Below are 23211 nucleotides of genomic sequence, written 5' to 3'. Positions count from 1 at the left end.
GGTCACTCCTTGCCGTTGGATTTCACGCGTTCGATCTGCTTCTTCGCGGCCTCGTAGACCGCTTCCGGCGTGAAGCCGAACTTCGTCTTGAGCGCCTTGAGCGGCGCGGAGGCGCCGAACGTATGCATGACGATCTGCGATCCCAGGCGGCCGACATAGCGGTCCCAGCCGAGCGTCGCGGCCTGCTCGACGCATACTCGCGCGTGCACGTCCGGCGTGAGCACCGAATCCTTGTACGCCCGATCCTGCTGCTCGAAGATGTCCCATGACGGCATCGAGACCACGCGCGCCGCCACGCCCTCGCCTTTCAGCTTCTCGTACGCCTCGACGCACAATGACACTTCGCTGCCGGTGGCCATGAGGATGACTTCGGGCTTTTTGCCGCCCTCGGTATCGGCGAGCACGTAGGCACCGCGCTTCACGCCATCCGCCGATGCGTATTTCTTGCGGTCGAACGTGGGCAGCGGCTGGCGCGTGAGCACGATGCACGACGGCTCCTTCGGATGCGACAGCGCCACGCGCCACGCTTCGCCGACTTCGTTCGCGTCCGCCGGACGCAGCGTGCACAGGCCCGGCACGCCGCGCAAGGACGCAAGCTGTTCGATCGGCTGATGCGTCGGGCCGTCCTCGCCGACGCCGATCGAGTCGTGCGTGAACACGTAGATCACCGGGACTTCCATGATCGCGGAGAGGCGGATCGGCGGCTTCATGTAGTCGCTGAAGATCAGGAACGTCGAACCGTACGGCCGCAGCCCGGAAAGCGCGAGACCGTTGCAGACCGCGCCCATGCCGTGCTCGCGAATGCCGAAATGCAGATTCCGGCCGCCGTAGTTGTCGAACTCGAAGCTGCCCGCGCCTTCGAACTTGAGGTTCGTCTTGGTCGATGGCGACAGGTCCGCCGCGCCGCCGATCAGCCACGGAATGCGCTGCGCGATCGCGTTCAGCACCTTGCCCGACGACTCGCGCGTGGCGATGCCCTTCGCGTCCGGCTCGAAGGTGGGGATGTCGGCGTCCCAGCCTTCGGGCAGCTTGCCTTCGAGCATCTGCCACGCCTCTTTCGCGAGTTCCGGATTGCTCTTCTCGTAGGCATCGAAACGCTGCTTCCATTCGGCGTGCAGCTTCTTGCCGCGCGCGCCCATGCCGTCGGCGAAGTGCTGCATGACGCCATCGGGCACGTAGAACTGCTTGTCCTCCGGCCAGCCGTAGAACTTCTTCGCGAGCTTCACTTCCTCTTCGCCCAGCGCCTCGCCGTGCGCGCTCGCCGTGTTCTGCTTGTTCGGCGCGCCCCAGCCGATGATGCTCTTCACGACGATCAGCGTCGGCTTGTCGGTGTGCGACTTCGCCTTGTTGATGGCGTTTTCGAGCGCGTTGCCGTCGTTGGCGTCGTCCACGTGCAGCGTGTGCCAGTTGTAGCCGTGAAAGCGCGCTTCCACGTCGTCGCTGTAGGCGAGTTCCGTGTGGCCTTCGATCGTGATCGTGTTGCTGTCGTAGATCCAGATGAGATTCGAGAGCCGCAAGTGCCCGGCGAGCGACGCGGCTTCGTGCGACACGCCCTCCATCATGTCGCCGTCGCCGCAGAGCGCGTAGACGCGGTAATCGAAGAGCTTGTCGTTGCCCTTGTTGTAGCGGGTCTCCTTCCAGCGCGCGGCCATCGCCATGCCGACGCTGTTGCCGAGACCCTGGCCGAGCGGTCCGGTCGTCGTCTCGACGCCGGTTGTCATGCGAAATTCGGGGTGGCCCGGCGTCTTGCTGTCGAGCTGACGGAAGTGCTCGATGTCCTCGAGCGACACCGCGGGCTTGCCGGTGGGCTTGCCGTCTTCGTCGAATTCCTTTACGCCGGCCAGATGCAGCAGCGAATACAGCAGCATCGACGCATGCCCGACCGACAGCACGAAGCGGTCGCGATTCGGCCACATCGGCGCGTCGGGGTCGTAGCGCAGATGGTTCTGCCAGAGATGGAAGGCGACGGGCGCGAGCGCCATTGGCGTGCCGGGATGGCCGGAATTGGCCTTCTGCACGGCGTCCATCGAGAGGGTGCGAATGGTGTCGATCGTGAGGCGATCGAGGTCTTTGGCCTGAGGTGTTGCTTGAGACATGAGCGACGACTCCTTTGCGAAGAGCGCGCTGTGGCGAGAGGCGCCGCAGCGGGCAACCAGGACCATCGAGCAAGTGTAGTGCCTTGCGAGTGGCACCGCACCGCATGTGACACGGGGAGCGCGCCGCCAAATCCCATGTGAGGGATTCGCGGCGGCGGTGAGGCAGAATACGGGCCGAACGTTAGCCCGAAGTTACAAAGCGCGAAGCTTTAAAGCGATATCCGACGAGAACGCGAACGTCAATGCTGACACATTCGCGGCCGGACGATGCAATTCTTCATCAAATGACTGAGCCGGCAGGGAAATTCTTCAGGGCGCCGGATTCGGCTGGCGTTCGTGCAAAGCCTCGATCTCGGCCAGAATTTCCTCCGACAGTTCAATATCCACGCTCTCGATGTTCTCCTTCAGTTGCTGCATCGAGGTCGCGCCGATCAGCGTGCTCGTCGTGAATGGCCGCGTGTTGACGAACGCGAGCGCGAGCTGCGTCGGCGTGAGTCCGTGGCGCTTCGCCAGCTCGACATAGGACGTGATCGCGGCGATCGATTGCGGCTTGCTGTAACGCTGGAAGCGCTCGAATAGCGTGATGCGCGCGCCCGCCGGACGCGCCCCGCCTTCGTACTTGCCGGACAGCCAGCCGAACGCGAGCGGCGAATACGCGAGCAGCCCGACGCCTACCTTATGCGTGAATTCGGACAGCCCGGTTTCGAACGTGCGATTCACCAGGCTGTACGGATTCTGAATGCTGACGATCTTCGGCACGCCCGCCTTCTCGGCCGCGCGCAGGAATTGCGCGACGCCCCACGGCGTTTCGTTCGACACGCCCACGTGGCGGATCTTGCCCGCCTTCACGAGTTCGCCGAGCGCGTCGAGCGTTTCCTCGATCGGCACCGTGTATTCGTCGTCGAGATACGGATACGCGGGGCGGCCGAAGGTCATCGTGCTGCGGTCGGGCCAGTGCAACTGATACAGATCGACGTAATCGGTCTGCAGCCGCTTCAGGCTGTCGTCGATGGCTTCATTCAGATTCTTGCGGTCGAACTGGTTGCCCGCGCCGCGGATATGACGCGGATTGTGCGGCTGGCGCGCAGGCCCGGCGATCTTGGTCGCGAGCACGATATCGGCGCGCTTCGCCGGATTCTTCGCGAGCCATGTGCCGATATATTCCTCCGTGCGGCCCTGCGTCTCGGGGCGCGGCGGCACCGGGTACATTTCGGCGGCATCGATCAGATTCACGCCCTGAGCGAGTGCGTAGTCGATCTGCTCGTGCGCCTCGCGCTCGGTGTTCTGCTCGCCCCAGGTCATGGTGCCGAGGCCGATCAGGCTCACGTCGACGCCCGAATCCCCCAGTTTCCGAAACTTCATTGCTCGATTCCTCTTGTTGGCTTTGTGTTTGCGCGCTGTCGGCGCATTGTCGGAAATGCTGCCTGACTGCCGGGCTGGCTTTCCGGCAAGCGCAAAAACTACCATAGGCGCGAAACATCTGCTCTCGCGGCTAGAATGGCAAGCTGCCAATACGTTCGAAAGGAACATTCGACCGATGCCGTCCGAAAGCGATCGCGAGAAAAAGGGCTCGTCGCTCATCGTCATGCTCGTCGCGGCGACGTTCTTCATGGAGAACCTCGACGGCACGATCATCGCCACCGCCCTGCCGCAGATGGCGCATTCGTTCAACGTGCATCCCGCCGACATGTCTCTCGGCATCACCGCGTATCTGCTCACGCTCGCGGTCTTCATCCCGATCTCCGGCTGGGCCGCCGACCGGTTTGGCCTGCGCACCGTGTTCGCCAGCGCGATCGCCGTGTTCACCGCGGCGTCCGTGCTGTGCGCGACCACCTCGACCTTGCCCGCTTTCGCGGCGGCGCGCGTGCTGCAGGGCATCGGCGGCGCAATGATGGTGCCGGTCGGCCGGCTCGCCGTTCTACGCGCGACGCCCAAGGAAGGCCTGATGCGCGCAATCGCCATCATCACGTGGCCCGGGCTCGTCGCGCCGGTGATCGGCCCGCCGCTCGGCGGCTTCATCACGACCTATTCGTCATGGCGCTGGATCTTCTATCTGAACGTGCCGCTGGGCCTGATCGGCCTGATGCTGACGCTGCGCTTCATCGACAACGTGCGTGAGGACGCGAAGCGGCGCTTCGACATGCAGGGCTTCGCGCTGTGCGGCATCGCGTGCACGACGCTGCTCTACGCGATGGAACTGATCGGCCGCAGCGATGCGAACTGGAGTTTCGTCGGCCTGCTGATCGCGGTGGGGTTGGTCTCGGGCGTCGCGTCGTGGCGGCATCTGCGGCGCGCGGCACAGCCGGTGGTCGATCTGTCGGCGCTGAAGGTCAAGACCTTTGCGGTGGCGATGGGCGGCGGCTCGCTGTTTCGCATCGCGATCAGCGCGGCGCCGTTCCTTTTGCCGCTGATGTTCCAGGTCGGCTTCGGCATGAACGCGTTCGAATCCGGGCTGCTCACGCTGGCCGTATTCGCGGGCAATCTCTCGATGAAACTGATCACCACGCCCGTCATGCGCCGGTTCGGCTTCAGACCGGTGCTGATCGTGAACGGCGTGATAGCCGCGCTCTCGCTCGCCGCGATGAGCCTGCTCACACCGTCGACGCCAACGCTCGTGATCGTCGTCGTGCTGTTCGCGAGCGGCCTTTCGCGCTCGTTGCAGTTCACCGCGCTCAACACGCTGTCCTTCGCGGACGTGCCGAAAGCGCAGATGAGCGGCGCGTCGGCGCTCTCCAGCACGCTGTTTCAGATGACGATGGGCATCGGCGTGGCGATCGGCGCGATTGCCTTGCGGATCGGCGAATGGATTCACGGCCACGACGCGCATTCGATCGGGCCGGAGGATTTCAGCGTCGCGTTTCTGATCGTGGCCCTCATCGGGTTGATTGGCGTCGTGGACCTGTTCGGGCTCGCGCGCGACGCGGGCGCGCTGGTTTCGGGGCATGGGAAGCGGAAGGCGTGATCGGGAGAAACAGCGGGCGAAACATTTAGGGCTCAAGCCCCCGCCGCCCGCGCCGATAACCGCGATATGAACTCGCAAACGCTCGACTCCCTCTCCGCCCTGACCGAAACCGTCGCCGTCATCCGCCACGCGAAAGGCCTGAAAAACCCCCACGACTTGCCCGCAGGCTCGCTCGAGCATCAACTCGCCAGCGACGCGTTCGCCGCCGACTTCCTCCGCGCGCTGGATGCCGAGCCCGGCATCGGCACGTGGTGGCCGATCTGATCCGGTGCGCCTCCTCTCGATGACATATCGGACCGCCCGGCGGCAACGCCACGGTCCCGATTCGCACGATCCGGGCAGCCCGTTTCCCGAAATAACCGTCTTCTGAGTCAAGTCTTGCTATTTGGCGAAACGTTTGCGCGCCGCTATCAAGTCGCGTGTGCGCGCGCCGACAACTCGCATATCGCCAAGACCAAATCAGGAGATGCCAGTGAAGTGGGCAGTATCACTTTTTGCCATCGCCGTCGCAGTCGCCGTGACCGGCTGCGCGCCGATGCCCGCGGCCAGCACGGCCCAGACCGACAGGCCGCTGGTTTCCACGGAAATCATGCGCTTCGAGATTCCCGCCGACGCGCTCGGCGCACGCGACGCGCAACTGAGCGCGATCCTCGCGAAAGCCGGCGCGCTCGCCGCCGCGCAGAAGCAGCCGACGACCATCCTCGTCACCGCGCTCGCGCAGGATTTCCCCTACCTCAATCAGGCGATCTGGAAAGGCGTGCCGGCAAGACATTCGGTCAGGCTGAGCCTCGAGAATCTGACCGCTGGCGCGCGCCAGCCGTACAGCGTGTCGATCAAGCCGACGCAGGGAGGCTGAGCCGATGCGCACGATCCTGAGTCTCGCCTCCGGCCTGCTGCTGTGCGCCACCGCGCACGCCGGTCCGCTCGACGTGAGCGCGCCCGCCTCCGGGCAAACGCTGGCCGCGCTCGCGCCGGCCACGCAAAAGGTCTATCCGCCGCTGCCGACGCTCGCGATGCTGCCGCCCGCCGGCAGCGACGACGACGAACCGCCCGCCAGAACCGTCGGCAAGAAAGGCAAGAAAACGCGCCGCGTCGTGGATTGCAAATGCAACGGGCCGGAGCCGCGGCTCGTCGTGTCCGACGAATCGCGCTCTTATCTGAAAGACGTCGACCATCGCATCGACATCGCGCTCGGGCAGTAAGCCGCGCTCGTTCATTCCCGGAAGGAGCTTCGCTTCATGGTCCATACGACTCAACGCATCATCGCCGCCTGGCTGCTGCTCGGCGCATCGCTCGTGGCGGACGCCGCTCGCGCCGACGATTGCTTCGAGCAGGCAGGCGCCTATCAGGGCGTCAATCCGCTCGTGCTGCGCGCGGTGGCCTGGCGCGAATCGAAAGGCGACGTCGCCGCAATCAACCGCAACGCCAACGGCTCGATCGATGTCGGCCAGTTGCAGATCAATTCGATCCACTTCCCCGATCTCGCGCGCCAGGGCATTCCGCATCGCGCGCTCACCGATCCGTGCGTCAACGTGTTCGTCGCCGCGTGGCTGCTCAAGCAAAAGATGGTCAAGTACGGCAATACGTGGCGAGCGATCGGCGCGTATCACTCGGAGTCGCCGAAGCATCGCGATGCCTACGCGCGCAGCATTCAGGCGATTCTCGTCAGTTGGGGCGAGTTGCAGCCGACGGTGCGCTGAGCCGGTGCGCGCTCAACGTCGCAGCCAGTCCAGCCAGCCGAGCGCGATCGCCGCGTTGACGATCACGCCGCAGGTTGCCGCGAGCGCCGCGATCATCGTCCAGAAGGCGCTGCGGCGTGAGGCCTGCGCCGAGTCGCGGGCGAGCTGCGCGGCATCGTTGGCCGAACTCACCGACGCGAACATCGCGCGAAACTGCTCGTCCTGACGCGCGCCTTCCTTGCGGCGCAGCCACGCGCGCTTGAATGCGGCTTCGGGGTCGGTGTCGGCGGATTCGTCGAGATCGGCGCGGATCGCCGGTTCGCCTTGCGCCTCGTAACGGCGGTAACGCGCCTCGCGCGCCGCTTGTGCGGCTTGTGCCGCTTGCGCATCGTTGTGTTCGTCGTTTTCGTTCATCACGATGACCCGATCCTTCGTTGCCTCGCGCGATTTTGCGCTTCGGCGGGCGTCATCGCCGACGCCCGCCATGCCGGCACCTCAAAGCTGGCTCATGCCGCCATCGATGATGATCTCCGTGCCGACGATGAAGCCCGACTCCGGCGACGCCAGATGCAGCACCGTCGCCGCCACCTCGCTCGACTTGCCGAAGCGCCCGAGCGGAATCTGACTCGTCAGTTGCGCGACGGTTTCGTCGTCCATGCCGAGCTTGGCGTGCAGCGGCGTCGTCACCGGACCGGGACTCACGACATTCACGCGCGCGCCGCGCGGCAGCAATTCCGCCGACAAGGTCTTGGCGAGCGACACGAGCGCTGCCTTGCTCGCCGCATACACGGACGAAGCCGGCATGCCGATGTGCGCGTTGATCGAGCCGTTCAGCACGATCGAAGCGCCCGCATTGAGCAGCGGCACGAGCGCCTGAATCTGGAAGTACGGCCCCTTCACGTTGATCGCGAAGGTTTCGTCCCACGCCTTTTCGTCGATATCGGTGAACGGCGCGAAGGTGCCGACGCCCGCATTGACGAAAATCGCATCGAGCCGGATGTTCGCGTCGATCAGCTTTTGCGCGAGTTCGCGCGCGGCGCCGACCGTGCCGGTGACATTGCGAATGGCGATGGCGTCCGCGCCCAGCGACGCGCGCGCCGTGCCGAGCGACGCCTCATCGCGACCGGTGATGACGACCCGCGCGCCTTCCGCCGCGAACGCCTGCGCTGCCGCGAGACCGATGCCGCTGTTGCCGCCGGTGACCAGAACTGTCTTGCCTTCGAAGCGATTCATGACGTTCTCCTTGTGAACGTTGATCAGTGTGAAGTCATTATGGGTAATGGCCGTAGCCTTGCCGTACGACATTTCCGGCGCACACATTCGATATCATCGAACATGTTTCCCGTGCGTTCGGCGGCCCACATTCGCGCCTTGAACGCGACGCGAACGGCACCTAGAGTTACGCAGTCTTTTCCCGCCCGCTTGCATCTTCCCCGTTCGCCCGTTCGTCAACTCATCGCATTTCCGACAGGAGGCGTTTCATGCAAGAAGCGCAAGGCAATTCGAACGCGGCGCCCGATCCCGGCCGGCTGCTGCAGATGGGCATGGCGTTCTGGGCATCGAAGGCGCTGCTGTCCGCCGTCGAGCTGGGCGTGTTCACGCAACTGGCGAACGGCCCGCGCCCCGCCGACGAACTCGCCGATGCGCTCGAACTGCATCCGCGCGGCGCGCTCGATTTTCTCGACACGCTGGTCGCGCTGAACCTCCTCACGCGCGACGACGGCCGCTACGCCAACGTCGCCGACGCCGATCTTTTCCTCGATAGCAACAAGCCTTCATACGTTGGCGGATTGCTGGAGATGGCGAATTCGCGGCTCTATCCGTTCTGGGGATCGCTGACCGAGGCATTGCGCACGGGCCTGCCGCAAAACGAATCGAAGCACGGCGGCAACGTCTTCGATGCGCTCTACAGCGATCCGGCGCGCCTGCGCACCTTCCTGCATGCGATGAGCGGCGTCAGCATGGGCGCGGCGCAGGCTATCGCGCAGCAGTTTCCGTGGAGCCGGTACGGTTCGTTCATCGATCTCGGCGCGGCGCAGGGCGCATTGCCGGTGCAGATCGCGCTCGCGCATTCGCATTTGACGGGCGGCGGTTTCGATTTGCCCGTCGTCGGTCCGATCTTCGTCGAATACGTCGCCGCCAACGGGCTTCAGGAGCGCGTGCGCTTTTATCCGGGAGATTTTTTCAAGGACCCGATTCCGTCGGCGGACGTGCTCGTGATGGGACACATCCTGCACGACTGGAATCTGCAGGAGAAGCGCGAGTTGCTGGCGAAGTGCTACGCGGCGCTGCCGCCGGGTGGCTGCCTCGTCGTCTACGACGCGATCATCGACGACGAACGGCGCGAGAACGCCTTCGGCCTGCTGATGAGCCTCAACATGCTGATCGAGACGCCCGGCGGCTTCGACTACACCGGCGCGCAATGCTGCGCGTGGATGAAGGAAGCGGGATTCGCGACGGCACGCGTCGAACCGCTGGTCGGCGGAGACTCGATGGTCATCGCCACCAAGTAAGCACGCGGGCGGCCGCCCGCGTGTGAGCGAAGCGCCGTCAGCGGTCGTTCGACATGCCTTTGAGACGATCGTTGCCGGCGTCGCGGGCGGCGTCGGCGGTCGAGAAATTTTCTTCCGAGACGAGCGCGCGCTTGACCTCGCGCGACGCGAAATCGACGAGCGCGATCACCCAGACGAAACCGCCCGCCTGCTCCGCGGTCTGCACGAATGCGCCCAGATTGCCTTCATTCGACGATGCCATAACGACCTCCACGTTCATGGTGATGCGCCCTGCCGGTTTCGCTGGAAGCGTATGCACCGGATGCAATGCGTCGGCTGAAGGGGCGCCGAGAGGCGGCAGCCGGCCGCCGTGATCAGGACTCGAAGTCGAGACCGCCGAACAGCACCGACGGTTCCGCTTGCGAGCGCGTCGCGAGATCGACGTCGCGCGCGCCTTGCCAGGCGTCGAGCTTGGCGCCGATCGCGTCGAGATATCGCAGGAAACGGGCCTCTCCGCCCGCGCCGAGCAATCGTTCGATTTCCTCGTCGTCCCAGGTCAGGAACACGTTGAGCGGATGCGCGTAGCGGTGCCGGTGTCCGTCGCCCTGTCCTGGTGCGGGCTCGGCACTGACACGTAACCGCGTCGGAACGTGTGCGCTTTCATAGGAAAGAATCTCGATGCGCACGCCGTGATCGACCACGCGCGCAACGCGCTCGACGATACGCGGCAGGAACTCGATTTCGAAGCGGTACGCCTGTTCGCTATTCAAGACTTGTCTCCGCGAGCGGAGTGCGTGTCGGAAAACCGCGCCCTTCGCGCGTCTCAGACCGCCGGCAGATCTTCGAGCGACTTCTCGATCTGGCCGTCCTGCACGCGCGCCTCGATGCCGATATGGCCGTTCGTATAAGGCAGCGCGCTGACTTTCGGGCCGAGGAAAGGACGTCCGCCGAGCGTGAAGAGCGTGCGGACCTCCTTGCCGCTCTTGATGGCATCCACGACTTGCTGGACATCCACGATGGTGGTGGGCGCCGCCCAGTTGTTGGTCGCTGGATCGAAGCTGCCCCAGCGCACGCTGGTCACACGGTCGTTGACCCAGCGTACGCCGTCGATCGCCAAAGTAGCCATAGCTGCCTCCAATGTCGTCGTTGGGGTTGGTCTCAAAATCCTAGCATGGTGTGGGAAAGGCGGTTGGCGTTTGCGCGCCCCGATGCGTTCAGGCGGGACGCCCGAACCGCCGCGCTGCGGTAAAATCCCGAATTCGCCTTTATTTTCAAGCGGCTTCGCAATCGAGTGAAGTCGAAATCGAAGTACTTATCGAAGTACCTATCGAAGTACCCACCGAAGAAGTACCCACCGAAGTCATCATCGCCCATGTCAGCCGTATCGAAGATCAGCCCCCGCCGCGTATCCGTCGCTCCGATGATGGACTGGACCGACCGCCATTGCCGGTCCCTGCACCGACTCGTGTCGCGCCACACCTGGCTCTATACGGAAATGGTGACGACGGGCGCGCTGCTCTACGGCGACGTCGCGCGTCATCTCGCGTTCACGCCCGCGGAAGCGCCTGTCGCGCTGCAACTCGGCGGCAGCGAGCCGGATGATCTCGCCCGCAGCGCAAAGCTCGGCGAGCAATGGGGTTACGACGAGATCAACCTGAATTGCGGCTGCCCGTCCGAACGCGTGCAGCGCGGCGCCTTCGGCGCGTGCCTGATGAAGGAGCCGCGCCTCGTCGCGGACTGCGTCAAGGCAATGCGCGATGCGGTGTCGATTCCGGTGACGGTCAAGCATCGCATCGGCGTGGATACGGTCGAGGACTACGAGTTCGTGCGCGATTTCGTCGGCACGATCGCCGATGCGGGCTGCGAGGTGTTCATCGTGCACGCGCGCAATGCGATTCTCAAAGGCCTGAGCCCGAAGGAGAACCGCGAGATTCCGCCCCTCAAGTACGAATATGCGTACCGGCTGAAGCGCGATTTCCCGCATCTGGAAATCTCGATCAACGGCGGCATCAAGACGCTCGATGAAGTCGAGGAGCATCTGAAACACGTCGATGGCGTAATGCTCGGACGCGAGGCTTATCACAATCCCTATGTGCTCGCCGGCGTCGATACGCGCTTCTATGCCGCCGACACGCCGGTGCCGACGCGCGAAGAGATCGAAGCCGGTCTCATCGACTATGCGCGCGCCGAACTCGCACGCGGCAACTATCTCGGCGCGGTGACGCGGCATGCGCTCGGCCTCTATCGCGGCGTCGCGGGCGCGCGCGGATGGCGTCGCGTTTTGTCTGACAGCCGGCGGCTCGCGACGGGCGATCTGTCCATTTTCGACGAGGCGCGCAGCCATCTTCGCGAGGCTGTCGAAGCGGTCGAATCGTGACACGCGCAGCCTGCGGAAAAAGATGCTCGAAAGGGCTAGGCAAGCGCAATCATTGTTCGTATAATCTCGCTTCTTGATTGCTGCAGCGTTTCTGAAGCAGTCGGGATCGCGGTAACAGTGGTGGCTGTAGCTCAGTTGGTAGAGTCCAGGATTGTGATTCCTGTCGTCGTGGGTTCGAGTCCCATCAGCCACCCCACCGAGAATTCATGCAAAAAGCCCAGTCGAAAGACTGGGCTTTTTGCATTCCGGGTTTGCCCCGGATGCGCCCCGGGCACACCGCATGCGCATCCGGAAACTCCCCTTCGCGGAGACCGATCATGCGCGGACGACACCTCGCGACAGCCGCCCTTCTCCTCGCCGCCTCGTTCGCGGCGCACGCCCAGACCAATCGCCCCGACGATACCGCATCGATGGTCAAGCCGCCTTCGGCCCCCGGCGCGCCGTCCGCGAGCGCCACCCGCCCCGACAATCCCGACAACATGCCGGTCAAGCGCCCGAACCCGCCGCAGAACAGCGATCGCATGCTGCATCACAGCCCGGCGAGCGACGCCATCGCGAAATAGCCTGCAAAGACCCGCAATCACCCTAAGACCCAGCCTAAAAGCGCGCGCGACGCCTCTATAATGGCGCTCGTCCGATAAACCGAGAGAACCGCGCCCAAGGCCTCAAGCGGTCTAGCCAATGCAAAAAGTCATTCTGCCGTTCGTTTCCGGTTTCCTCGCCGCGCTCTTTTTTCGCGAATCGACTCTGGCGCTCCTGCACGCAGCGGGCATCGCCGATCCGGCCGGGTTCTCCACCGCACCGTTTCTGCCGCTGGGTATCCCTGAATTCATCGCCAATGCGCTCTGGAGTTCGGTCTTCGGCGTGCTGATGGCGTGGTTGCTGCGCGTCGCACCCGATCGCAGCGCGCCATGGATCGGTGCGCTCGTGTTCGGCGGCATCGTGTTGACGGCGGTGGGCGCGTTCGTGATCGACCCGGTGCGCGGCGTCTGGCCGAGCGGCAACATGCTGCCGCGTCTTGCGCCGAATCTGATCGCCAATGCGATCTGGGGCTGGGGAGCGCTCGTCTTCATGCGCGCCTTCATGGCAGGCAGCGAAGCGCGCTGAACCTGCCGCCTCGAAACGAAAGCGGCCCGGACGCAACCAGTGGGCCGCTCCTTCGTTTCAGTCCTTCAGTAGCCGTAGCGGATGCGCCGCCGGCGTCCACGCGCTCTCGAACATGCGGTCGACATCGGCGGCGTTGACGTCCTCCGCGCGCGCGATCTTCCAGCGCGGCTCGTTGTCCTTGTCGACGATGCGCGCGCGTATGCCCTCCACCACGTCGCCGCGCTCGAACACCGTGCGCGTGAGATCGAGGTCGCGGCGCAGCGTCTCGGCCATCGTCGAAAACTTCGCGCGATCGACCTGCTGCAACGCGATATCGACCGAAAGCGGCGAACGCTCGCGCAGCTCGGCCACCGTTTCCCGCGCCCAGTCGTTGCCGGCATCGGCCTCGCGCGCAAGCGACGCCAGAATCGACGCGCCATTGCCCGCGGCGAAGTGCTTGTCGATCATCGTGCGTGCGCCGGCAAGCGCGCTCTTCTCGGGAATCGGCGCGACCTTGTGCTTCGTCGTCTCGCTCTGCACGAAGCGCACGATCTCGACGCCATCGAGAAAGCGCTGATGCCTGAGCGATTCGATCAGTCCAGGCAGCGCGCCGTCGTCGAGATGAGCGTCGGCCATGCGCGCGTACAGCGCGTCGGCTGCGCCCATGCTCGCGCCCGTCGCCGCGAGATAGCGGCCGATCGCGCCCGGCGCGCGCGACAGGAACCAGCTCACGCCCACATCGGGAAAGAGCCCGATGCGCGTCTCGGGCATTGCCATTTTCGTTGACGGCGTGACGATGCGCAGTCCGCCCGTATGATGCGCGCCCTGCGAAATGCCCATGCCCCCACCCATCACGACGCCATTCACGACCGCGATGTACGGCTTCGGAAACGTGAAGATCGCGTGATTGAGCTTGTATTCGTCGGTGAAGAACGCGTCGATCGCCTCGCGCTCGCCGGCCTTCGCCGAATCGTACAGAAAGCGGATATCGCCGCCCGCGCAGAACGCCCGCGCATGCGGGCTGTACACGACGACGGCGCGGATCGCCTGATCGTGACGCCACGCGCGCAATGCCTCGCTGATCGCGCGCAGCATCGGCGCTGTCAAGGCGTTGAGTGCCTTCGGACGATCGAGCGCAATGAAGCCGATGCCGTTGGCGGTGTCGATACGGATGTCTTCGGTGGTCATCGTGTTGAAGTGTCGGGTCGGTTCGCTGTCTTGCTTCGAGATTCGGTTCCTCGAGGTCCTGTTCCGTCCGCCGGCGCACACCATGCATCGAGCGACAACTCGACGAGCGTCGCGACCGGTGTCTGCGGCAACGGCGCGCCGTTCAGCGCAAGCGCGACGATGCCGTGCAGGTTCGCCCACAGCCCTTCGGCACACGCGCCCGGCGCGACATGCGGCGGCAGCCGGTCAGCCGCGCGCAGTTCGACGAACGCATCCGCGATCAGCGACAGCGTCGGAGCGCGTCCATGGGCCGCCGGGTCGATGGCGTTCGCGGCCGCGTCAGGCGGTTCCGCGGGCTCCATGAACATCAGCCGATACGTCTCGGGCTCGGCCAGCCCGAATTCGACATAAGCACGCGCCATTGCGTTCAGCCGCGCAGCAGGCTCCGCGATGCTCGCCTGCGCAAGAAACGCCTCATGCAGACGCGCGTGCCCTTCCATGCGCAACGCCTGCGCGATCTCGCCACGGCTCCTGAAATGAAGATAAAGCGCGGCGGGCGAGTAGTCGATCGCGTCGGCGAGTTTTCTCATCGACAACGATGCGAATCCGTCGCGCTTCACGATCTGGCGCGAAACTTCAAGTATGCGCTCACGCAGCGCCTCGCGCTGCTCGCGTCTCTGGCTCGAGCGCTGCGCCTGCAGTCCCGTCCGGGGCATTGTCGGCACCGCCTCTTTTGAAGTCAAATCGCGTCGCGCCCGGCCGGGCCCGGTCGGGTCAGACGATCATCTTGCCGTCGTCGTCCCGACGCGATGCCGCGCGATAAAGCGGCTCCTCTGAGTCCCGCATCACGACGGACGCGAACACGATGCACAACGCAAGTATCAGCACACCGACGGCTGCCCAGATGAGCCATAGCGCGTTGGACTCGACAAGTGAGTGAAGAAAGGATTGAAGCATGACGACCCCGCGCGATTTTTATATTTGGTTGTTCAACGAAAGCGCATTCCGTTGAGCAAGTAATGTGCCGAGCGAATCGCATCGCGTGCGGCGAATATCGAGATGGTACTCCGTTGCGCGTTGCCGGGAAAGGACGCGCGAGGGATTCGGTTGCAAAGAGAGCGGGCGGCGCGAGGAAGGACTTACATCGAGCATTGTAAGACGAGACGCGCAGCCTCAGGCGATCACACGTCCCGGCGGAAAATGGCCGCTCTTGAGCAGCACGGGCATGCCGTTGGTTATGCGCAGATGCTCGCGCGCAACTGCTTCGATGCGCGGACGTCCGGCGTCGAAGGCATTGATCCAGCCGGCGCTGTCATAGGTTTGCGCGCCGAAATGATCTTCCAGTGCCTCGACGGAAATGGCGCACGGCACGCGCCGGCCATCGACGAGCGCGGCGAACTCGATCGTCAGATTGGAGTCGCGGTAATCCGGCGCATCCGGGAGGAATCGGATATCCATGATGGTCTCGTTGCTCGATTCGGCGACTATGGTACTCGCGCTCGCATCGCGCGGTCCAGCGGAGCGCCATTCACGCGATCAGCACGGATTCGTCGACATCGACGACCAGCAGCGAGCTTGCCAGCGGATCGGCGTAATTGAAGTCCAGCAGACGGCTCATCTCGCGCACGCGCTCGCACACACGCTGGCGCACGTCTTCCGGAAGCCGCGGATAGTCACGCAGCACCTGCGTGTCGAAGCGATAGTGCACGCCCCACGCGATGTTGCCCGGATGATTTGCGACGCCCCCCGTCCGCCAGCTCACGAACAGCGAGGGCGATGCTTCGACGCCGACTTCGGCGACATCCGCGCCGCTCGGAAACAGGTCGATCAGGCAACTGGCGACGTCGTACAGCACGGCGTGCCGGAGATGAACGGGTCGCATCACGTCGAATGCAGCAAGCGGTCGATGTACTCGCGCGCCGCCTGCTCTACATGTTCGAGCGCCTCGTCCTCGGTCGCGAAGCGGCGCTCGGGCCCAAGATCGACGAGCGCCTCGAAACGATGCACGTCGTCCGGACCACCCCGCGCGAGACTCACCGAGCCGACGTAGATCGGTGCGCCGTCGCCATCGCGCTCGTGAGTCTGCACGAGCCGCGCCGTGGCGCTGATGAAATACCCTCGATAAGGACCCGTCACTCTCTCCGCCATGTTCTCACCTCCCTGTGTGCGAGCCACGCGTGTCGGCGCATCGTCCGCGCGGCAGGCAATTCCAACCGAAAATCCAGATGGTTAAGGCGTGCGATCCGGAAAATAGTTCATCGGCGATTGCTCCGTGCGCAGCACGGCAGGTGCGAACCGCCTCGCTCAATCCGTTCGCAAGCATCGCGCCCGCGATCGGACTTCGGGCATTCGTCGATGCCGAGGAGTTTGACGAGGTGCTCCCCGCTAACAACCGCTTACGGGTCGCGTAAGCCGCGTATGGGACAATGCGCATCTCAAAAGTGCCCTGCCCGTCGGTCCGGCATGCGGCGCAACTCGAATTTCGCTCTCACGAGGTAAAGATGATGGAACACGGACGGCGCATGCGCCGGATCTCCGCGCGCGCGGCGCAGATTGCGCCTGGGTCGTGGTTGCGCACGGCCACGTTCGGCGCGTTCGGCGCGTTCAGCGCGGCGGCGCTGGTCGTCGCGGGCCTGTCGGGCTGCGCTTCGTCGAACGATGCATCGCTCATCAATCTGCCCGATGGCCAGACGGGTTATGCCGTCAACTGCAGCGGCGCCGATGCGGGTTCGAGCTGGGCGAGCTGCTACGTGCTCGCCGGCAAGAAATGCGGCGCGACCGGCTACGACATCGTCTCGAAGGACAACGAGGAAGGCGGCCCGACCGGCGGCGGCATCACCAACGTGATTTCGGCGAACGTCAAGAACCGCTCGATGATCGTGCGCTGCAAGTAAGCGCGATGCCTCAATGCGCGCTCATCTTCGAGAACGCGTTGAGCACCACCACGCCGGCGACGATCAGACCCATGCCGAACATGGCGGGCAGATCGGGCACCTGCTTGAAGAGCAGCGCGGCGACGAGCGTGATCAGCACGATGCCCGCGCCCGACCACACCGCATACACGACGCCGACCGGCAACGCGCGCAGCGTCAGCGACAACAGATAGAACGATAGCCCGTATCCGACGACGACGATCGCCGCGGGCAACGCGCGCGTGAAGCCATCGGAGGCGCGTAACGCGGAAGTCGCGACGACTTCCGCGACGATCGCGATCGCGAGAAGCAGATAAGCGGATGAGCGCATCGGCGTTCAGTCTCTCCTGGTTCGTTTGCCGGCTGTCTCAGTCGTGCTTGAGCGACAGTTCGCCGAAGTTCTGGCCGAGCACCGCGCACAACGCTTCGACCACGAGTTGATGATCGTCGCGCTGCGGCAGTCCCGATACCGCGACCGATCCGATCACGCCCGCACCCGCCACGCGCAACGGAAACGCGCCGCCATGCGTTGCGTACTCCGCGGGATCGAGGCTGAACTTCTCCGCGAGCGTCGTCCCGGCCTGCTGCAACGTGAGGCCCATCGCGTAGGAACTGCGGTGAAAGTGCTCGACGGTGCGCGACTTGCGTTCGACCCAGCGCGCGTTGTCGGGCGTGGTGCCGTCGAGCGCAACGTAGAAGAGCTTGCGTCCGAAAGTGCGCACGTCGATGACGATCGCGGCGTTTCGCGCGAGCGCCATCTCGCGCAGTTGCGAGCCGATCTGCCACGCGTGATCGGCATGGAACTGCGGGAACGCGAGCGTTTGTTCCTGATGCGCGATGGCTTGCAGATCGTGTGGGATATCCATGAGCGCGAGACTCCTTGTATGCGTGCGTCGAATGAGGATGGCGTGTGCGGCGCATCGGATGAACGCGCCAACGCCCAAGCCTTGCGATTTTGACATGTGTGCAAAGCACCGCAACATGCAAACGGCCATGAAGCGGTTCTATTGCGACGCGGCGCGAACACACGAACGATCCGGGATCTTTGCGATTTCGAATTCGATGCAAACGAGGCATTGCATCGAGGTAAGCAATGACTTATAATCTTTTCTTCGACGGACGCGGGGTGGAGCAGTCTGGCAGCTCGTCGGGCTCATAACCCGAAGGTCGTAGGTTCAAATCCTACCCCCGCAACCAACCGTCCAGAATCACGTTGAAAAGCCCGGTCAACCCGGGCTTTTTGCTTTTCTGCTCGCGCAATTGCCGTGCGGAGGCTGCATCGACAAGCTGCGTCGAAGCGCCTAGCCCCTCACCCGAAAGCCCCGCGACACGCGTGGCATAATCGTCCGCTCATCATCGTTCATACAGCGACCAGCTAACGAGCGCGGCATGCACTTCTTGCGTCGGAGCATCATCCGGAAGATCGGCGGTTTCGCGGCCTTGTGCGCGATCCTGCTGCTTTCGCTCGCGCCGGCCGTTTCGCAGTCGGTCGAGCATGCGCGTCTCGATTCGTTGCTCGCGTCGGTGTGCGCATCGGGCACGCAGGCGTCGCCCGAATCACATGCCTCTCACGCAAAGCACGGCGTAGTCGATCATCTGCAGGCGTGCGCCTATTGCGATCTCGCGACGCATGCACCCACGCCGCCGAACTCGCCGAATCGCGCGGCCGCTGGCCGGGCCCCACGCGAAGCCTTCGCGGCCGGCCATTTCGTCGAGGCGCCCCGACGCGCGCCGCTGAACGACGCGCAACCCCGCGCCCCGCCCGCCCTCGCCTGATTCCACCCGGAGGCTTCGCGCATCGCATGATGCAGCTCGAAGCCGCTTTCGCACATCACCCGATGCATCACCGGCTTCGGGCATGCAAGGACACATCATGAAGTCATCAACATTCCTGCGCGGCGTGCTTGCGCTGGCATTCATCGGCCTCGCGCCGCTCGCTGTCGCGCACGCATTGCCGAAGCTCCAGCAACCCGGCCCCGGCGCCACTGTCAGCGCGCCGCATGAAGTCTCGATCGAATTCGGCGAAGCGCTTGAGCCGACCTTCAGCAAGCTCATCGTCACCAATGCGCAGGGCACGCAGGTCAACACGGAAAAATCCATCGTCGATGCGAACGACAAGAAGCACATGAGCGTCGCGCTCCCCGACCTGCAAGCGGGCGTCTACAAGGTGCAATGGACCGCGGTCGCGGCGGATGGCCATCGCACGCAAGGTCACTACAACTTCACCGTCAAGTGAGGACACAATGAAAAAAATCGCTGTATTCGCGGGCGCGCTCGCGTGCGCATCGCTGGCCCACGCCGCCTCGCTCGAAGCGCGCGACTGCTGGGTCCGCGCGATGCCGCCGAATCTGCCGTCTTCGGGCTACTTCACGCTCGCCAACAACGGCGACAAGCCCGAGACGCTCACGGCCGCCGAAACCCCCGCCTTCGGCATGACGATGATGCACAAGTCCGAAACCAAAAGCGGCACCGCGACGATGTCGCCGGTCGAATCCGTCGATGTGCCCGCGCACGGCACGCTGAGCTTCGCGCCCAAGGGTTATCACTTGATGCTCGAGGAGCCGGGCAAGCCGCTCAAGATCGGCACGACGATTCCGCTCACGCTCTCCTTCGCCGACAAGTCCACGCTCAAGGTGAGCTGCGAGGTGAAGTCGGCGGCGACGGTCGGCCACTGAGCACGTTTTCTCGCTCGCCAAAAGCGAAGCGCGCCGGGTTTGAAGCCCGGCGCGCTTTTTTTATCGTCGATCGACTATGCGATCCTGGTCACGGCTTGCTGAACATGTCCATGATCTTGCTGCGCTCGTCGTTCGTCACTTGCGGCGGCGGCGGCGGCGCCTGCATGCCCGCCGGACCGACACCGCCCATCGTGGTCGCATCGCCCGCCATCGGGTTTGCCTGATCCAGCCCGATGCTCGCGACAAAGCCCGCGCCCGGCGTGCGGTCCGCGTAGAAAAACTCGCCATCGACAGTCGTGATGCCGTCGGGCTGCGGCATCTGCTCCTGCGGAACGCCGCGCAGCGCGCGTCCCATGTAGTCGACCCAGATCGGCAACGCGAGCTGCGCGCCGAACTCACGGCTGCCGAGCGTCTTGGGCTGGTCGTAACCCATCCAAGCCACCGCGACGAGCTGCTTCTGATAGCCCGCGAACCAGCCGTCCTTCGCGTCGTTGGTCGTGCCGGTCTTGCCTTGCAGGTCGTTGCGCTTGAGCACGTTGGTGCCCGAGCCCGTGCCCTTGGTCGCCACTGTGTGCAGCAGGCTGTTCATGATGAACGCGTTGCGCGGCTCGAGCGTCTGCGGCGCATTGCTGCCGGCGACGAGCGGATTGGCGCGCGAGATCACGGTGCCGCGCGCATCGGCGACATCGGCGATCAGATACGGATTGATGCGATAGCCGCCGTTCGCGAACACCGAATACGCGCCGGAAAGCTGCAACGGCGTGACGAGACCCGCGCCCAGCGCGAGCGGCAGATAAGGCGGCGTCTTGTCCTTGTCGAAACCGAAGTTCTTCGTGACGAAGTCCTGCGCGTAACTCGTGCCGATGTACGACAGGATGCGGATCGACACGAGGTTCTTCGACTTCTGCAGGCCGGTGCGCATCGACATCGGGCCGTCGGGCTGGTCGTCGTCCTTCGGCTCCCACGGATCGCCGCCGTTCGTCGCGGGGAACGAGAGCGGCGCGTCGTTGATGATGGTCGCGGGTCCGAGGCCCTTGTCGAGCGACGCCGAATAGATGAACGGCTTGAAGCTCGAGCCCGGCTGACGCCACGCCTGCGTGATGTGATTGAACTTGTTCTTGTTGAAGTCGAAGCCGCCGACGAGCGCGCGAATCGCGCCGTCCTGCGGGACCATCGAGACGAGCGCGCCTTCCACTTGCGGCAATTGCGTGATTTGCCAGTTGCCCTTGTCGTCCTTCATCAGGCGGACGATGGAACCCGGCTTGATGGCCAGCGCCTTCGACGCGTTGCTGCGCAGCGCCGCCGCGACGAAGCGCAAGCCTTCGCCGGAGATGGTCGCCGTGTCGCCGCCGACAAACTGCGCGACGACCTGCTTCGGGCTCACGGCCGTCACCACCGCTGATTCGAGCTCGCCGTTGTCCGGATGATCGACCAGTGCGTCTTCGATGGCCTCGGCGCGATCGTCCGCATTCGACGGCAGATTGATGTTGCCCTCCGGCCCGCGATAGCCGTGACGGCGTTCGTAATCCATCACGCCCTTGCGCACGGCCTTGTACGCTGCGTCCTGGTCGGCGGAATCGATGGTCGTGGTGACCGTGAGGCCGCGCGTGTAGGTCTCTTCCTTGTACTGCGCGTACATCATCTGCCGCACCATTTCCGCGACATATTCGGCATGAACGCCGTACTCGGTGCCCGCCGACTTCGTGTGGATTTCCTCGGCGATGGCCTGATCGTACTGATCACGCGTGATGAAATTCAGGTCCAGCATGCGCTTCAGGATGTACTGTTGACGCACCTTCGCGCGCTTCGGATTGACGACCGGGTTATAGGCCGACGGCGCTTTCGGCAAGCCCGCGAGCATCGCCGCTTCGGCCAGCGTGATGTCCTTCAGGTCCTTGCCGAAGTACACGCGCGCGGCCGCCGAAAAACCATACGCCCGCTCGCCCAGATAGATCTGGTTCATGTACAGCTCGAGAATCTGATCCTTGGAGAGCGCGCGCTCGATCTTGTACGCGAGCAGCATCTCGTAGACCTTGCGCGTGTAGGTCTTTTCGCTGGACAGGAAGAAATTGCGCGCCACCTGCATGGTGATCGTGCTCGCGCCCTGCGATGCGCCGCCGTGCATGACATCGGTCACGCCCGCGCGCAGGATGCCCACGAAATCGACGCCGCCGTGATCGTAGAAGCGATAGTCCTCGATCGCGAGCACGGCCTTCTTCATCTGGTCGGGAATGTCCTGAAAGCGCACGAGACTGCGGCGCTCTTCACCGAATTCGCCGATCAGCACGTGATCGGCGGTATAGACGCGCAGCGGCACCTTCGGCCGGTAGTCGATGAGCGCATTGAGCGACGGCAGGTTCGGCTCCATGACGACGAGCGCGTACCCGACGATGAGCGCGCCCACCACCCCGCCGATCGCGGCGAGCCCCGCTAACCACAGCGCGATGCGCGCGAAGATGGAGCGCCGCCCGCGGCCGCCGCGGCCATTGCGGTCGTCACGATCATTGCGGCCGTTGCGGCCATTGCCGCGGTCACCGCCATTGCGTCCGCCGCCGTCGCGGCCGTCCGCATTCTTTGCATCGTTGAGGCTGTTCCAGCGGGGTTCGCGATCGTGTCGCGTGGAATTCGTTGAATCGGGTCGTTTGATGATAGGCATGACTGGGTTCGTTCGGCGCGCTGTGAAGCGCGCGCGCTGCCGCGCTACTGCGATGCGCCTGTGCTACGGCGCGACTGCAAGGACGGGACGAGCGAGTGAGCGGGCCGGCTTCGACCGAGGGTAACAGCGCATTTTAAAGAATTCGGGCGCACGACTACAAAAGCTCCCCGATTTTTTTGTAAGTAAATGCCCCGGGCCGCGCGCATGGACGCGAATGTGGGGTTACCCACAGAAAGTGTTGAGAGCCTTGTGGACAACCGTATGAGAAAATAGGCAAGTCATTGATCGCGCGCCGTTTTTACGTCACGCTCATTGCGTGTCCTACGGGGTGCCGCGCACGCACGGCGGCGCGCAAACCGATATGATGGATGCATGGATTGCGGGTTCCCGAAACGCTTGCGCGGAAGAACCCGGTAACGATGTCGCGCCGTTTGATGAACCGAAGCCGCGATCGTTCCCGTTACGATCGCCTTACTGTTTGCGAGCCGCTCATGACGACCAAACCCAGCGAACGCATCGTTGTTTTCGTGACTCCCGCGCAGAAGCTGGCCATCAGCCAGACAGCCGACACGCTCGGCATCAGCGTGAGCGAGCTCATGCGGCGCGCGGTGCTCAACTTCAACGCGACGAGCGAGCAGATCAAGGTGGCGGGCATCGTCGACCGGCTGCGCGCCCCCAAAGCGCCGGACCCGCTCAACGCCGCGCTGAAAAGCGTCGCCGCCAAGGCGGCCGCGCGCGAGGCACGCGAAGCGGCGGCGAACGCGACCAAACGCGCCGCGCAGGCGCGCAGCGCGCCGCCCGCCCGCTCCGACCCCGCTGATTCCGCCGAATCCGAAGAAGAAGTCGAGCACGACACGGATCAGGGCGACGACGCCTCGCTCACCGGCGGTCCCCGCGCCGGGCGCTGATGAATCACCTCGCGGCCTTCTCCCGGCGACGCTCGCCATGCCGGCGCGCGTCGTTACACTCCTTAACCTTCCGTTAAGTCCCGATTAAGCCACGGCGTGATCTAATGGGCGGGTAAACCCGGCGTACACGCAACGCTCACGCGATGCTTGCAAACTCGGCCATTGCGCCTCACATTCGAGCCGCGTGGCGCACGGTCGAGT

At 64.3% G+C, this 23211-nt stretch carries 31 protein-coding genes and 2 tRNA genes; 16 read left to right on the top strand and 17 right to left on the bottom strand.

Annotated features, from left to right (window positions below; all coding sequences use genetic code 11):
* Window positions 1-2: 2 nt before the first annotated feature.
* Together tkt and AWB79_RS17255 are read right to left on the bottom strand one after the other, a co-directional pair.
* Entirely contained in the window at window positions 3-2096 is a 2094-nt protein-coding gene (gene tkt, locus AWB79_RS17260; protein ID WP_061168632.1) for a transketolase, read from the bottom strand.
* 309 nt (window positions 2097-2405) lie between these two features.
* Window positions 2406-3458 (bottom strand): NADP(H)-dependent aldo-keto reductase, encoded by a 1053-nt coding sequence (locus tag AWB79_RS17255; RefSeq protein ID WP_061168631.1) that lies wholly within the window; start codon window positions 3456-3458, stop codon window positions 2406-2408.
* 175 nt (window positions 3459-3633) lie between these two features.
* Here AWB79_RS17255 and AWB79_RS17250 point away from each other — a divergent pair, with 175 nt between their 5' ends.
* The 5 genes from AWB79_RS17250 (at window position 3634) to AWB79_RS17230 (ending at window position 6758) form a co-directional block, all read left to right on the top strand.
* Complete coding sequence (locus tag AWB79_RS17250; protein ID WP_061168630.1) at window positions 3634-5058, top strand: MFS transporter; 1425 nt, start codon at window positions 3634-3636, stop codon at window positions 5056-5058.
* A 66-nt stretch (window positions 5059-5124) separates the two neighbouring features.
* On the top strand, window positions 5125-5322 hold the full coding sequence (locus AWB79_RS17245; RefSeq protein ID WP_061168629.1) for a hypothetical protein: 198 nt from the start codon (window positions 5125-5127) through the stop codon (window positions 5320-5322).
* 202 nt (window positions 5323-5524) lie between these two features.
* Window positions 5525-5914 carry a hypothetical protein gene (locus tag AWB79_RS17240; RefSeq protein WP_061168628.1) on the top strand — a complete coding sequence of 130 codons (390 nt, stop codon included), beginning with the start codon at window positions 5525-5527 and terminating at the stop codon, window positions 5912-5914.
* Window positions 5915-5918: 4 nt separating this feature from the next.
* Window positions 5919-6260 (top strand): hypothetical protein, encoded by a 342-nt coding sequence (locus AWB79_RS17235; RefSeq protein WP_061168627.1) that lies wholly within the window; start codon window positions 5919-5921, stop codon window positions 6258-6260.
* Between the two features lie 36 nt (window positions 6261-6296).
* A complete protein-coding gene (locus AWB79_RS17230; protein ID WP_061168626.1) occupies window positions 6297-6758 on the top strand; it encodes a lytic transglycosylase domain-containing protein in 462 nt (153 codons plus the stop codon).
* Window positions 6759-6770: 12 nt separating this feature from the next.
* Here the strand turns inward: AWB79_RS17230 and AWB79_RS17225 are convergent, their stop codons facing one another.
* Both AWB79_RS17225 and AWB79_RS17220 read right to left on the bottom strand, forming a co-directional pair.
* Window positions 6771-7151, bottom strand: a complete 381-nt coding sequence (locus tag AWB79_RS17225; protein WP_061168702.1) for a hypothetical protein — start codon at window positions 7149-7151, stop codon at window positions 6771-6773.
* Between the two features lie 81 nt (window positions 7152-7232).
* Entirely contained in the window at window positions 7233-7970 is a 738-nt protein-coding gene (locus tag AWB79_RS17220; RefSeq protein ID WP_061168701.1) for an SDR family oxidoreductase, read from the bottom strand.
* Between the two features lie 248 nt (window positions 7971-8218).
* Between AWB79_RS17220 and AWB79_RS17215 the strand changes: the two genes are divergently transcribed.
* On the top strand, window positions 8219-9250 hold the full coding sequence (locus AWB79_RS17215; RefSeq protein ID WP_061168625.1) for a methyltransferase: 1032 nt from the start codon (window positions 8219-8221) through the stop codon (window positions 9248-9250).
* A 37-nt stretch (window positions 9251-9287) separates the two neighbouring features.
* Here AWB79_RS17215 and AWB79_RS17210 read toward each other — a convergent pair whose 3' ends face one another.
* The 4 genes from AWB79_RS17210 to AWB79_RS17195 all read right to left on the bottom strand — a co-directional run bounded on the left by AWB79_RS17210 (window position 9288) and on the right by AWB79_RS17195 (window position 10603).
* Window positions 9288-9491, bottom strand: a complete 204-nt coding sequence (locus AWB79_RS17210; protein WP_061168624.1) for a hypothetical protein — start codon at window positions 9489-9491, stop codon at window positions 9288-9290.
* Window positions 9492-9603: 112 nt separating this feature from the next.
* Window positions 9604-9999, bottom strand: a complete 396-nt coding sequence (locus AWB79_RS17205; protein ID WP_061168623.1) for a DUF5594 family protein — start codon at window positions 9997-9999, stop codon at window positions 9604-9606.
* Between the two features lie 53 nt (window positions 10000-10052).
* A complete protein-coding gene (locus AWB79_RS17200; protein ID WP_061168622.1) occupies window positions 10053-10355 on the bottom strand; it encodes a hypothetical protein in 303 nt (100 codons plus the stop codon).
* 32 nt (window positions 10356-10387) lie between these two features.
* Window positions 10388-10603: a hypothetical protein gene (locus AWB79_RS17195; RefSeq protein ID WP_061168621.1), complete on the bottom strand. Its 216-nt coding sequence runs from the start codon at window positions 10601-10603 to the stop codon at window positions 10388-10390.
* Here AWB79_RS17195 and dusA point away from each other — a divergent pair.
* The 4 genes from dusA to AWB79_RS17175 all read left to right on the top strand — a co-directional run bounded on the left by dusA (window position 10602) and on the right by AWB79_RS17175 (window position 12713).
* On the top strand, window positions 10602-11606 hold the full coding sequence (gene dusA, locus AWB79_RS17190) for a tRNA dihydrouridine(20/20a) synthase DusA (RefSeq protein ID WP_061168620.1): 1005 nt from the start codon (window positions 10602-10604) through the stop codon (window positions 11604-11606). The genes AWB79_RS17195 and dusA overlap by 2 nt on opposite strands.
* Window positions 11607-11726: 120 nt before the next feature.
* A tRNA-His gene (locus AWB79_RS17185) sits at window positions 11727-11802 on the top strand.
* 121 nt (window positions 11803-11923) lie between these two features.
* A complete protein-coding gene (locus AWB79_RS17180) occupies window positions 11924-12169 on the top strand; it encodes a hypothetical protein (RefSeq protein WP_061168619.1) in 246 nt (81 codons plus the stop codon).
* A gap of 118 nt (window positions 12170-12287) precedes the next feature.
* The gene (locus AWB79_RS17175) at window positions 12288-12713 is read left to right on the top strand and encodes a hypothetical protein (protein WP_061168618.1); all 426 of its coding nucleotides are present in this window, start codon (window positions 12288-12290) and stop codon (window positions 12711-12713) included.
* A gap of 57 nt (window positions 12714-12770) precedes the next feature.
* Here the strand turns inward: AWB79_RS17175 and AWB79_RS17170 are convergent, their stop codons facing one another.
* The 6 genes from AWB79_RS17170 to AWB79_RS17145 all read right to left on the bottom strand — a co-directional run bounded on the left by AWB79_RS17170 (window position 12771) and on the right by AWB79_RS17145 (window position 16007).
* Window positions 12771-13880 (bottom strand): enoyl-CoA hydratase/isomerase family protein, encoded by a 1110-nt coding sequence (locus AWB79_RS17170; RefSeq protein ID WP_061168617.1) that lies wholly within the window; start codon window positions 13878-13880, stop codon window positions 12771-12773.
* Window positions 13877-14575, bottom strand: coding sequence for a TetR/AcrR family transcriptional regulator (locus AWB79_RS17165; protein WP_061168616.1), 699 nt, complete (start codon window positions 14573-14575; stop codon window positions 13877-13879). The genes AWB79_RS17170 and AWB79_RS17165 overlap by 4 nt, the downstream gene beginning before the upstream one ends.
* A gap of 58 nt (window positions 14576-14633) precedes the next feature.
* Complete coding sequence (locus AWB79_RS17160; RefSeq protein WP_061168615.1) at window positions 14634-14816, bottom strand: hypothetical protein; 183 nt, start codon at window positions 14814-14816, stop codon at window positions 14634-14636.
* 216 nt (window positions 14817-15032) lie between these two features.
* A complete protein-coding gene (locus tag AWB79_RS17155; RefSeq protein ID WP_061168614.1) occupies window positions 15033-15317 on the bottom strand; it encodes a DUF1488 family protein in 285 nt (94 codons plus the stop codon).
* 70 nt (window positions 15318-15387) lie between these two features.
* Window positions 15388-15741 (bottom strand): hypothetical protein, encoded by a 354-nt coding sequence (locus tag AWB79_RS17150; protein ID WP_232470922.1) that lies wholly within the window; start codon window positions 15739-15741, stop codon window positions 15388-15390.
* Complete coding sequence (locus AWB79_RS17145; protein WP_061168612.1) at window positions 15741-16007, bottom strand: hypothetical protein; 267 nt, start codon at window positions 16005-16007, stop codon at window positions 15741-15743. The genes AWB79_RS17150 and AWB79_RS17145 overlap by 1 nt, the downstream gene beginning before the upstream one ends.
* Window positions 16008-16360: 353 nt before the next feature.
* On the opposite strand from AWB79_RS17145, the gene AWB79_RS17135 reads away from it, so the two are divergent.
* A complete protein-coding gene (locus tag AWB79_RS17135) occupies window positions 16361-16753 on the top strand; it encodes a hypothetical protein (RefSeq protein WP_096031553.1) in 393 nt (130 codons plus the stop codon).
* A 10-nt stretch (window positions 16754-16763) separates the two neighbouring features.
* Here the strand turns inward: AWB79_RS17135 and AWB79_RS17130 are convergent, their stop codons facing one another.
* Window positions 16764-17102, bottom strand: coding sequence for a DMT family transporter (locus AWB79_RS17130; protein ID WP_061168610.1), 339 nt, complete (start codon window positions 17100-17102; stop codon window positions 16764-16766).
* A 37-nt stretch (window positions 17103-17139) separates the two neighbouring features.
* Window positions 17140-17637, bottom strand: a complete 498-nt coding sequence (locus tag AWB79_RS17125) for a heme-degrading domain-containing protein (RefSeq protein ID WP_061168609.1) — start codon at window positions 17635-17637, stop codon at window positions 17140-17142.
* A 254-nt stretch (window positions 17638-17891) separates the two neighbouring features.
* Here AWB79_RS17125 and AWB79_RS17120 point away from each other — a divergent pair.
* From AWB79_RS17120 to AWB79_RS17105, 4 genes are all read left to right on the top strand, one after another.
* Window positions 17892-17968 (top strand) — tRNA-Met (locus AWB79_RS17120).
* 192 nt (window positions 17969-18160) lie between these two features.
* Window positions 18161-18547: a DUF2946 domain-containing protein gene (locus AWB79_RS17115; RefSeq protein ID WP_061168608.1), complete on the top strand. Its 387-nt coding sequence runs from the start codon at window positions 18161-18163 to the stop codon at window positions 18545-18547.
* Between the two features lie 97 nt (window positions 18548-18644).
* A complete protein-coding gene (gene copC / locus AWB79_RS17110; protein ID WP_061168699.1) occupies window positions 18645-19007 on the top strand; it encodes a copper homeostasis periplasmic binding protein CopC in 363 nt (120 codons plus the stop codon).
* Between the two features lie 7 nt (window positions 19008-19014).
* Window positions 19015-19446, top strand: coding sequence for a copper chaperone PCu(A)C (locus AWB79_RS17105; RefSeq protein WP_061168607.1), 432 nt, complete (start codon window positions 19015-19017; stop codon window positions 19444-19446).
* An 88-nt stretch (window positions 19447-19534) separates the two neighbouring features.
* Here AWB79_RS17105 and AWB79_RS17100 read toward each other — a convergent pair whose 3' ends face one another.
* Window positions 19535-22102, bottom strand: coding sequence for a penicillin-binding protein 1A (locus AWB79_RS17100; RefSeq protein ID WP_061168606.1), 2568 nt, complete (start codon window positions 22100-22102; stop codon window positions 19535-19537).
* Window positions 22103-22593: 491 nt separating this feature from the next.
* Here AWB79_RS17100 and AWB79_RS17095 point away from each other — a divergent pair, with 491 nt between their 5' ends.
* Window positions 22594-23010: a plasmid mobilization protein gene (locus AWB79_RS17095; RefSeq protein ID WP_061168605.1), complete on the top strand. Its 417-nt coding sequence runs from the start codon at window positions 22594-22596 to the stop codon at window positions 23008-23010.
* The last annotated feature ends 201 nt before the right edge of the window (window positions 23011-23211 follow it).

Source organism: Caballeronia hypogeia (assembly GCF_001544875.2).
In the GTDB taxonomy this organism is placed as follows: Bacteria; Pseudomonadota; Gammaproteobacteria; order Burkholderiales; family Burkholderiaceae; genus Caballeronia; species Caballeronia hypogeia.
This window is presented reverse-complemented; position numbering and strand designations above follow the sequence as displayed.

Coding starts and splice junctions, on each gene's coding strand:
- tkt (WP_061168632.1), bottom strand. CDS start 2,096: ATGTCTCAAGCAACACCTCAGGCCAAAGACCTCGATCGCCTCACGATC.
- AWB79_RS17255 (WP_061168631.1), bottom strand. CDS start 3,458: ATGAAGTTTCGGAAACTGGGGGATTCGGGCGTCGACGTGAGCCTGATC.
- AWB79_RS17250 (WP_061168630.1), top strand. CDS start 3,634: ATGCCGTCCGAAAGCGATCGCGAGAAAAAGGGCTCGTCGCTCATCGTC.
- AWB79_RS17245 (WP_061168629.1), top strand. CDS start 5,125: ATGAACTCGCAAACGCTCGACTCCCTCTCCGCCCTGACCGAAACCGTC.
- AWB79_RS17240 (WP_061168628.1), top strand. CDS start 5,525: ATGCCAGTGAAGTGGGCAGTATCACTTTTTGCCATCGCCGTCGCAGTC.
- AWB79_RS17235 (WP_061168627.1), top strand. CDS start 5,919: ATGCGCACGATCCTGAGTCTCGCCTCCGGCCTGCTGCTGTGCGCCACC.
- AWB79_RS17230 (WP_061168626.1), top strand. CDS start 6,297: ATGGTCCATACGACTCAACGCATCATCGCCGCCTGGCTGCTGCTCGGC.
- AWB79_RS17225 (WP_061168702.1), bottom strand. CDS start 7,151: ATGAACGAAAACGACGAACACAACGATGCGCAAGCGGCACAAGCCGCA.
- AWB79_RS17220 (WP_061168701.1), bottom strand. CDS start 7,970: ATGAATCGCTTCGAAGGCAAGACAGTTCTGGTCACCGGCGGCAACAGC.
- AWB79_RS17215 (WP_061168625.1), top strand. CDS start 8,219: ATGCAAGAAGCGCAAGGCAATTCGAACGCGGCGCCCGATCCCGGCCGG.
- AWB79_RS17210 (WP_061168624.1), bottom strand. CDS start 9,491: ATGGCATCGTCGAATGAAGGCAATCTGGGCGCATTCGTGCAGACCGCG.
- AWB79_RS17200 (WP_061168622.1), bottom strand. CDS start 10,355: ATGGCTACTTTGGCGATCGACGGCGTACGCTGGGTCAACGACCGTGTG.
- dusA (WP_061168620.1), top strand. CDS start 10,602: ATGTCAGCCGTATCGAAGATCAGCCCCCGCCGCGTATCCGTCGCTCCG.
- AWB79_RS17195 (WP_061168621.1), bottom strand. CDS start 10,603: ATGGGCGATGATGACTTCGGTGGGTACTTCTTCGGTGGGTACTTCGAT.
- AWB79_RS17180 (WP_061168619.1), top strand. CDS start 11,924: ATGCGCGGACGACACCTCGCGACAGCCGCCCTTCTCCTCGCCGCCTCG.
- AWB79_RS17175 (WP_061168618.1), top strand. CDS start 12,288: ATGCAAAAAGTCATTCTGCCGTTCGTTTCCGGTTTCCTCGCCGCGCTC.
- AWB79_RS17170 (WP_061168617.1), bottom strand. CDS start 13,880: ATGACCACCGAAGACATCCGTATCGACACCGCCAACGGCATCGGCTTC.
- AWB79_RS17165 (WP_061168616.1), bottom strand. CDS start 14,575: ATGCCCCGGACGGGACTGCAGGCGCAGCGCTCGAGCCAGAGACGCGAG.
- AWB79_RS17160 (WP_061168615.1), bottom strand. CDS start 14,816: ATGCTTCAATCCTTTCTTCACTCACTTGTCGAGTCCAACGCGCTATGG.
- AWB79_RS17155 (WP_061168614.1), bottom strand. CDS start 15,317: ATGGATATCCGATTCCTCCCGGATGCGCCGGATTACCGCGACTCCAAT.
- AWB79_RS17150 (WP_232470922.1), bottom strand. CDS start 15,741: ATGCGACCCGTTCATCTCCGGCACGCCGTGCTGTACGACGTCGCCAGT.
- AWB79_RS17145 (WP_061168612.1), bottom strand. CDS start 16,007: ATGGCGGAGAGAGTGACGGGTCCTTATCGAGGGTATTTCATCAGCGCC.
- AWB79_RS17135 (WP_096031553.1), top strand. CDS start 16,361: ATGATGGAACACGGACGGCGCATGCGCCGGATCTCCGCGCGCGCGGCG.
- AWB79_RS17130 (WP_061168610.1), bottom strand. CDS start 17,102: ATGCGCTCATCCGCTTATCTGCTTCTCGCGATCGCGATCGTCGCGGAA.
- AWB79_RS17125 (WP_061168609.1), bottom strand. CDS start 17,637: ATGGATATCCCACACGATCTGCAAGCCATCGCGCATCAGGAACAAACG.
- AWB79_RS17115 (WP_061168608.1), top strand. CDS start 18,161: ATGCACTTCTTGCGTCGGAGCATCATCCGGAAGATCGGCGGTTTCGCG.
- copC (WP_061168699.1), top strand. CDS start 18,645: ATGAAGTCATCAACATTCCTGCGCGGCGTGCTTGCGCTGGCATTCATC.
- AWB79_RS17105 (WP_061168607.1), top strand. CDS start 19,015: ATGAAAAAAATCGCTGTATTCGCGGGCGCGCTCGCGTGCGCATCGCTG.
- AWB79_RS17100 (WP_061168606.1), bottom strand. CDS start 22,102: ATGCCTATCATCAAACGACCCGATTCAACGAATTCCACGCGACACGAT.
- AWB79_RS17095 (WP_061168605.1), top strand. CDS start 22,594: ATGACGACCAAACCCAGCGAACGCATCGTTGTTTTCGTGACTCCCGCG.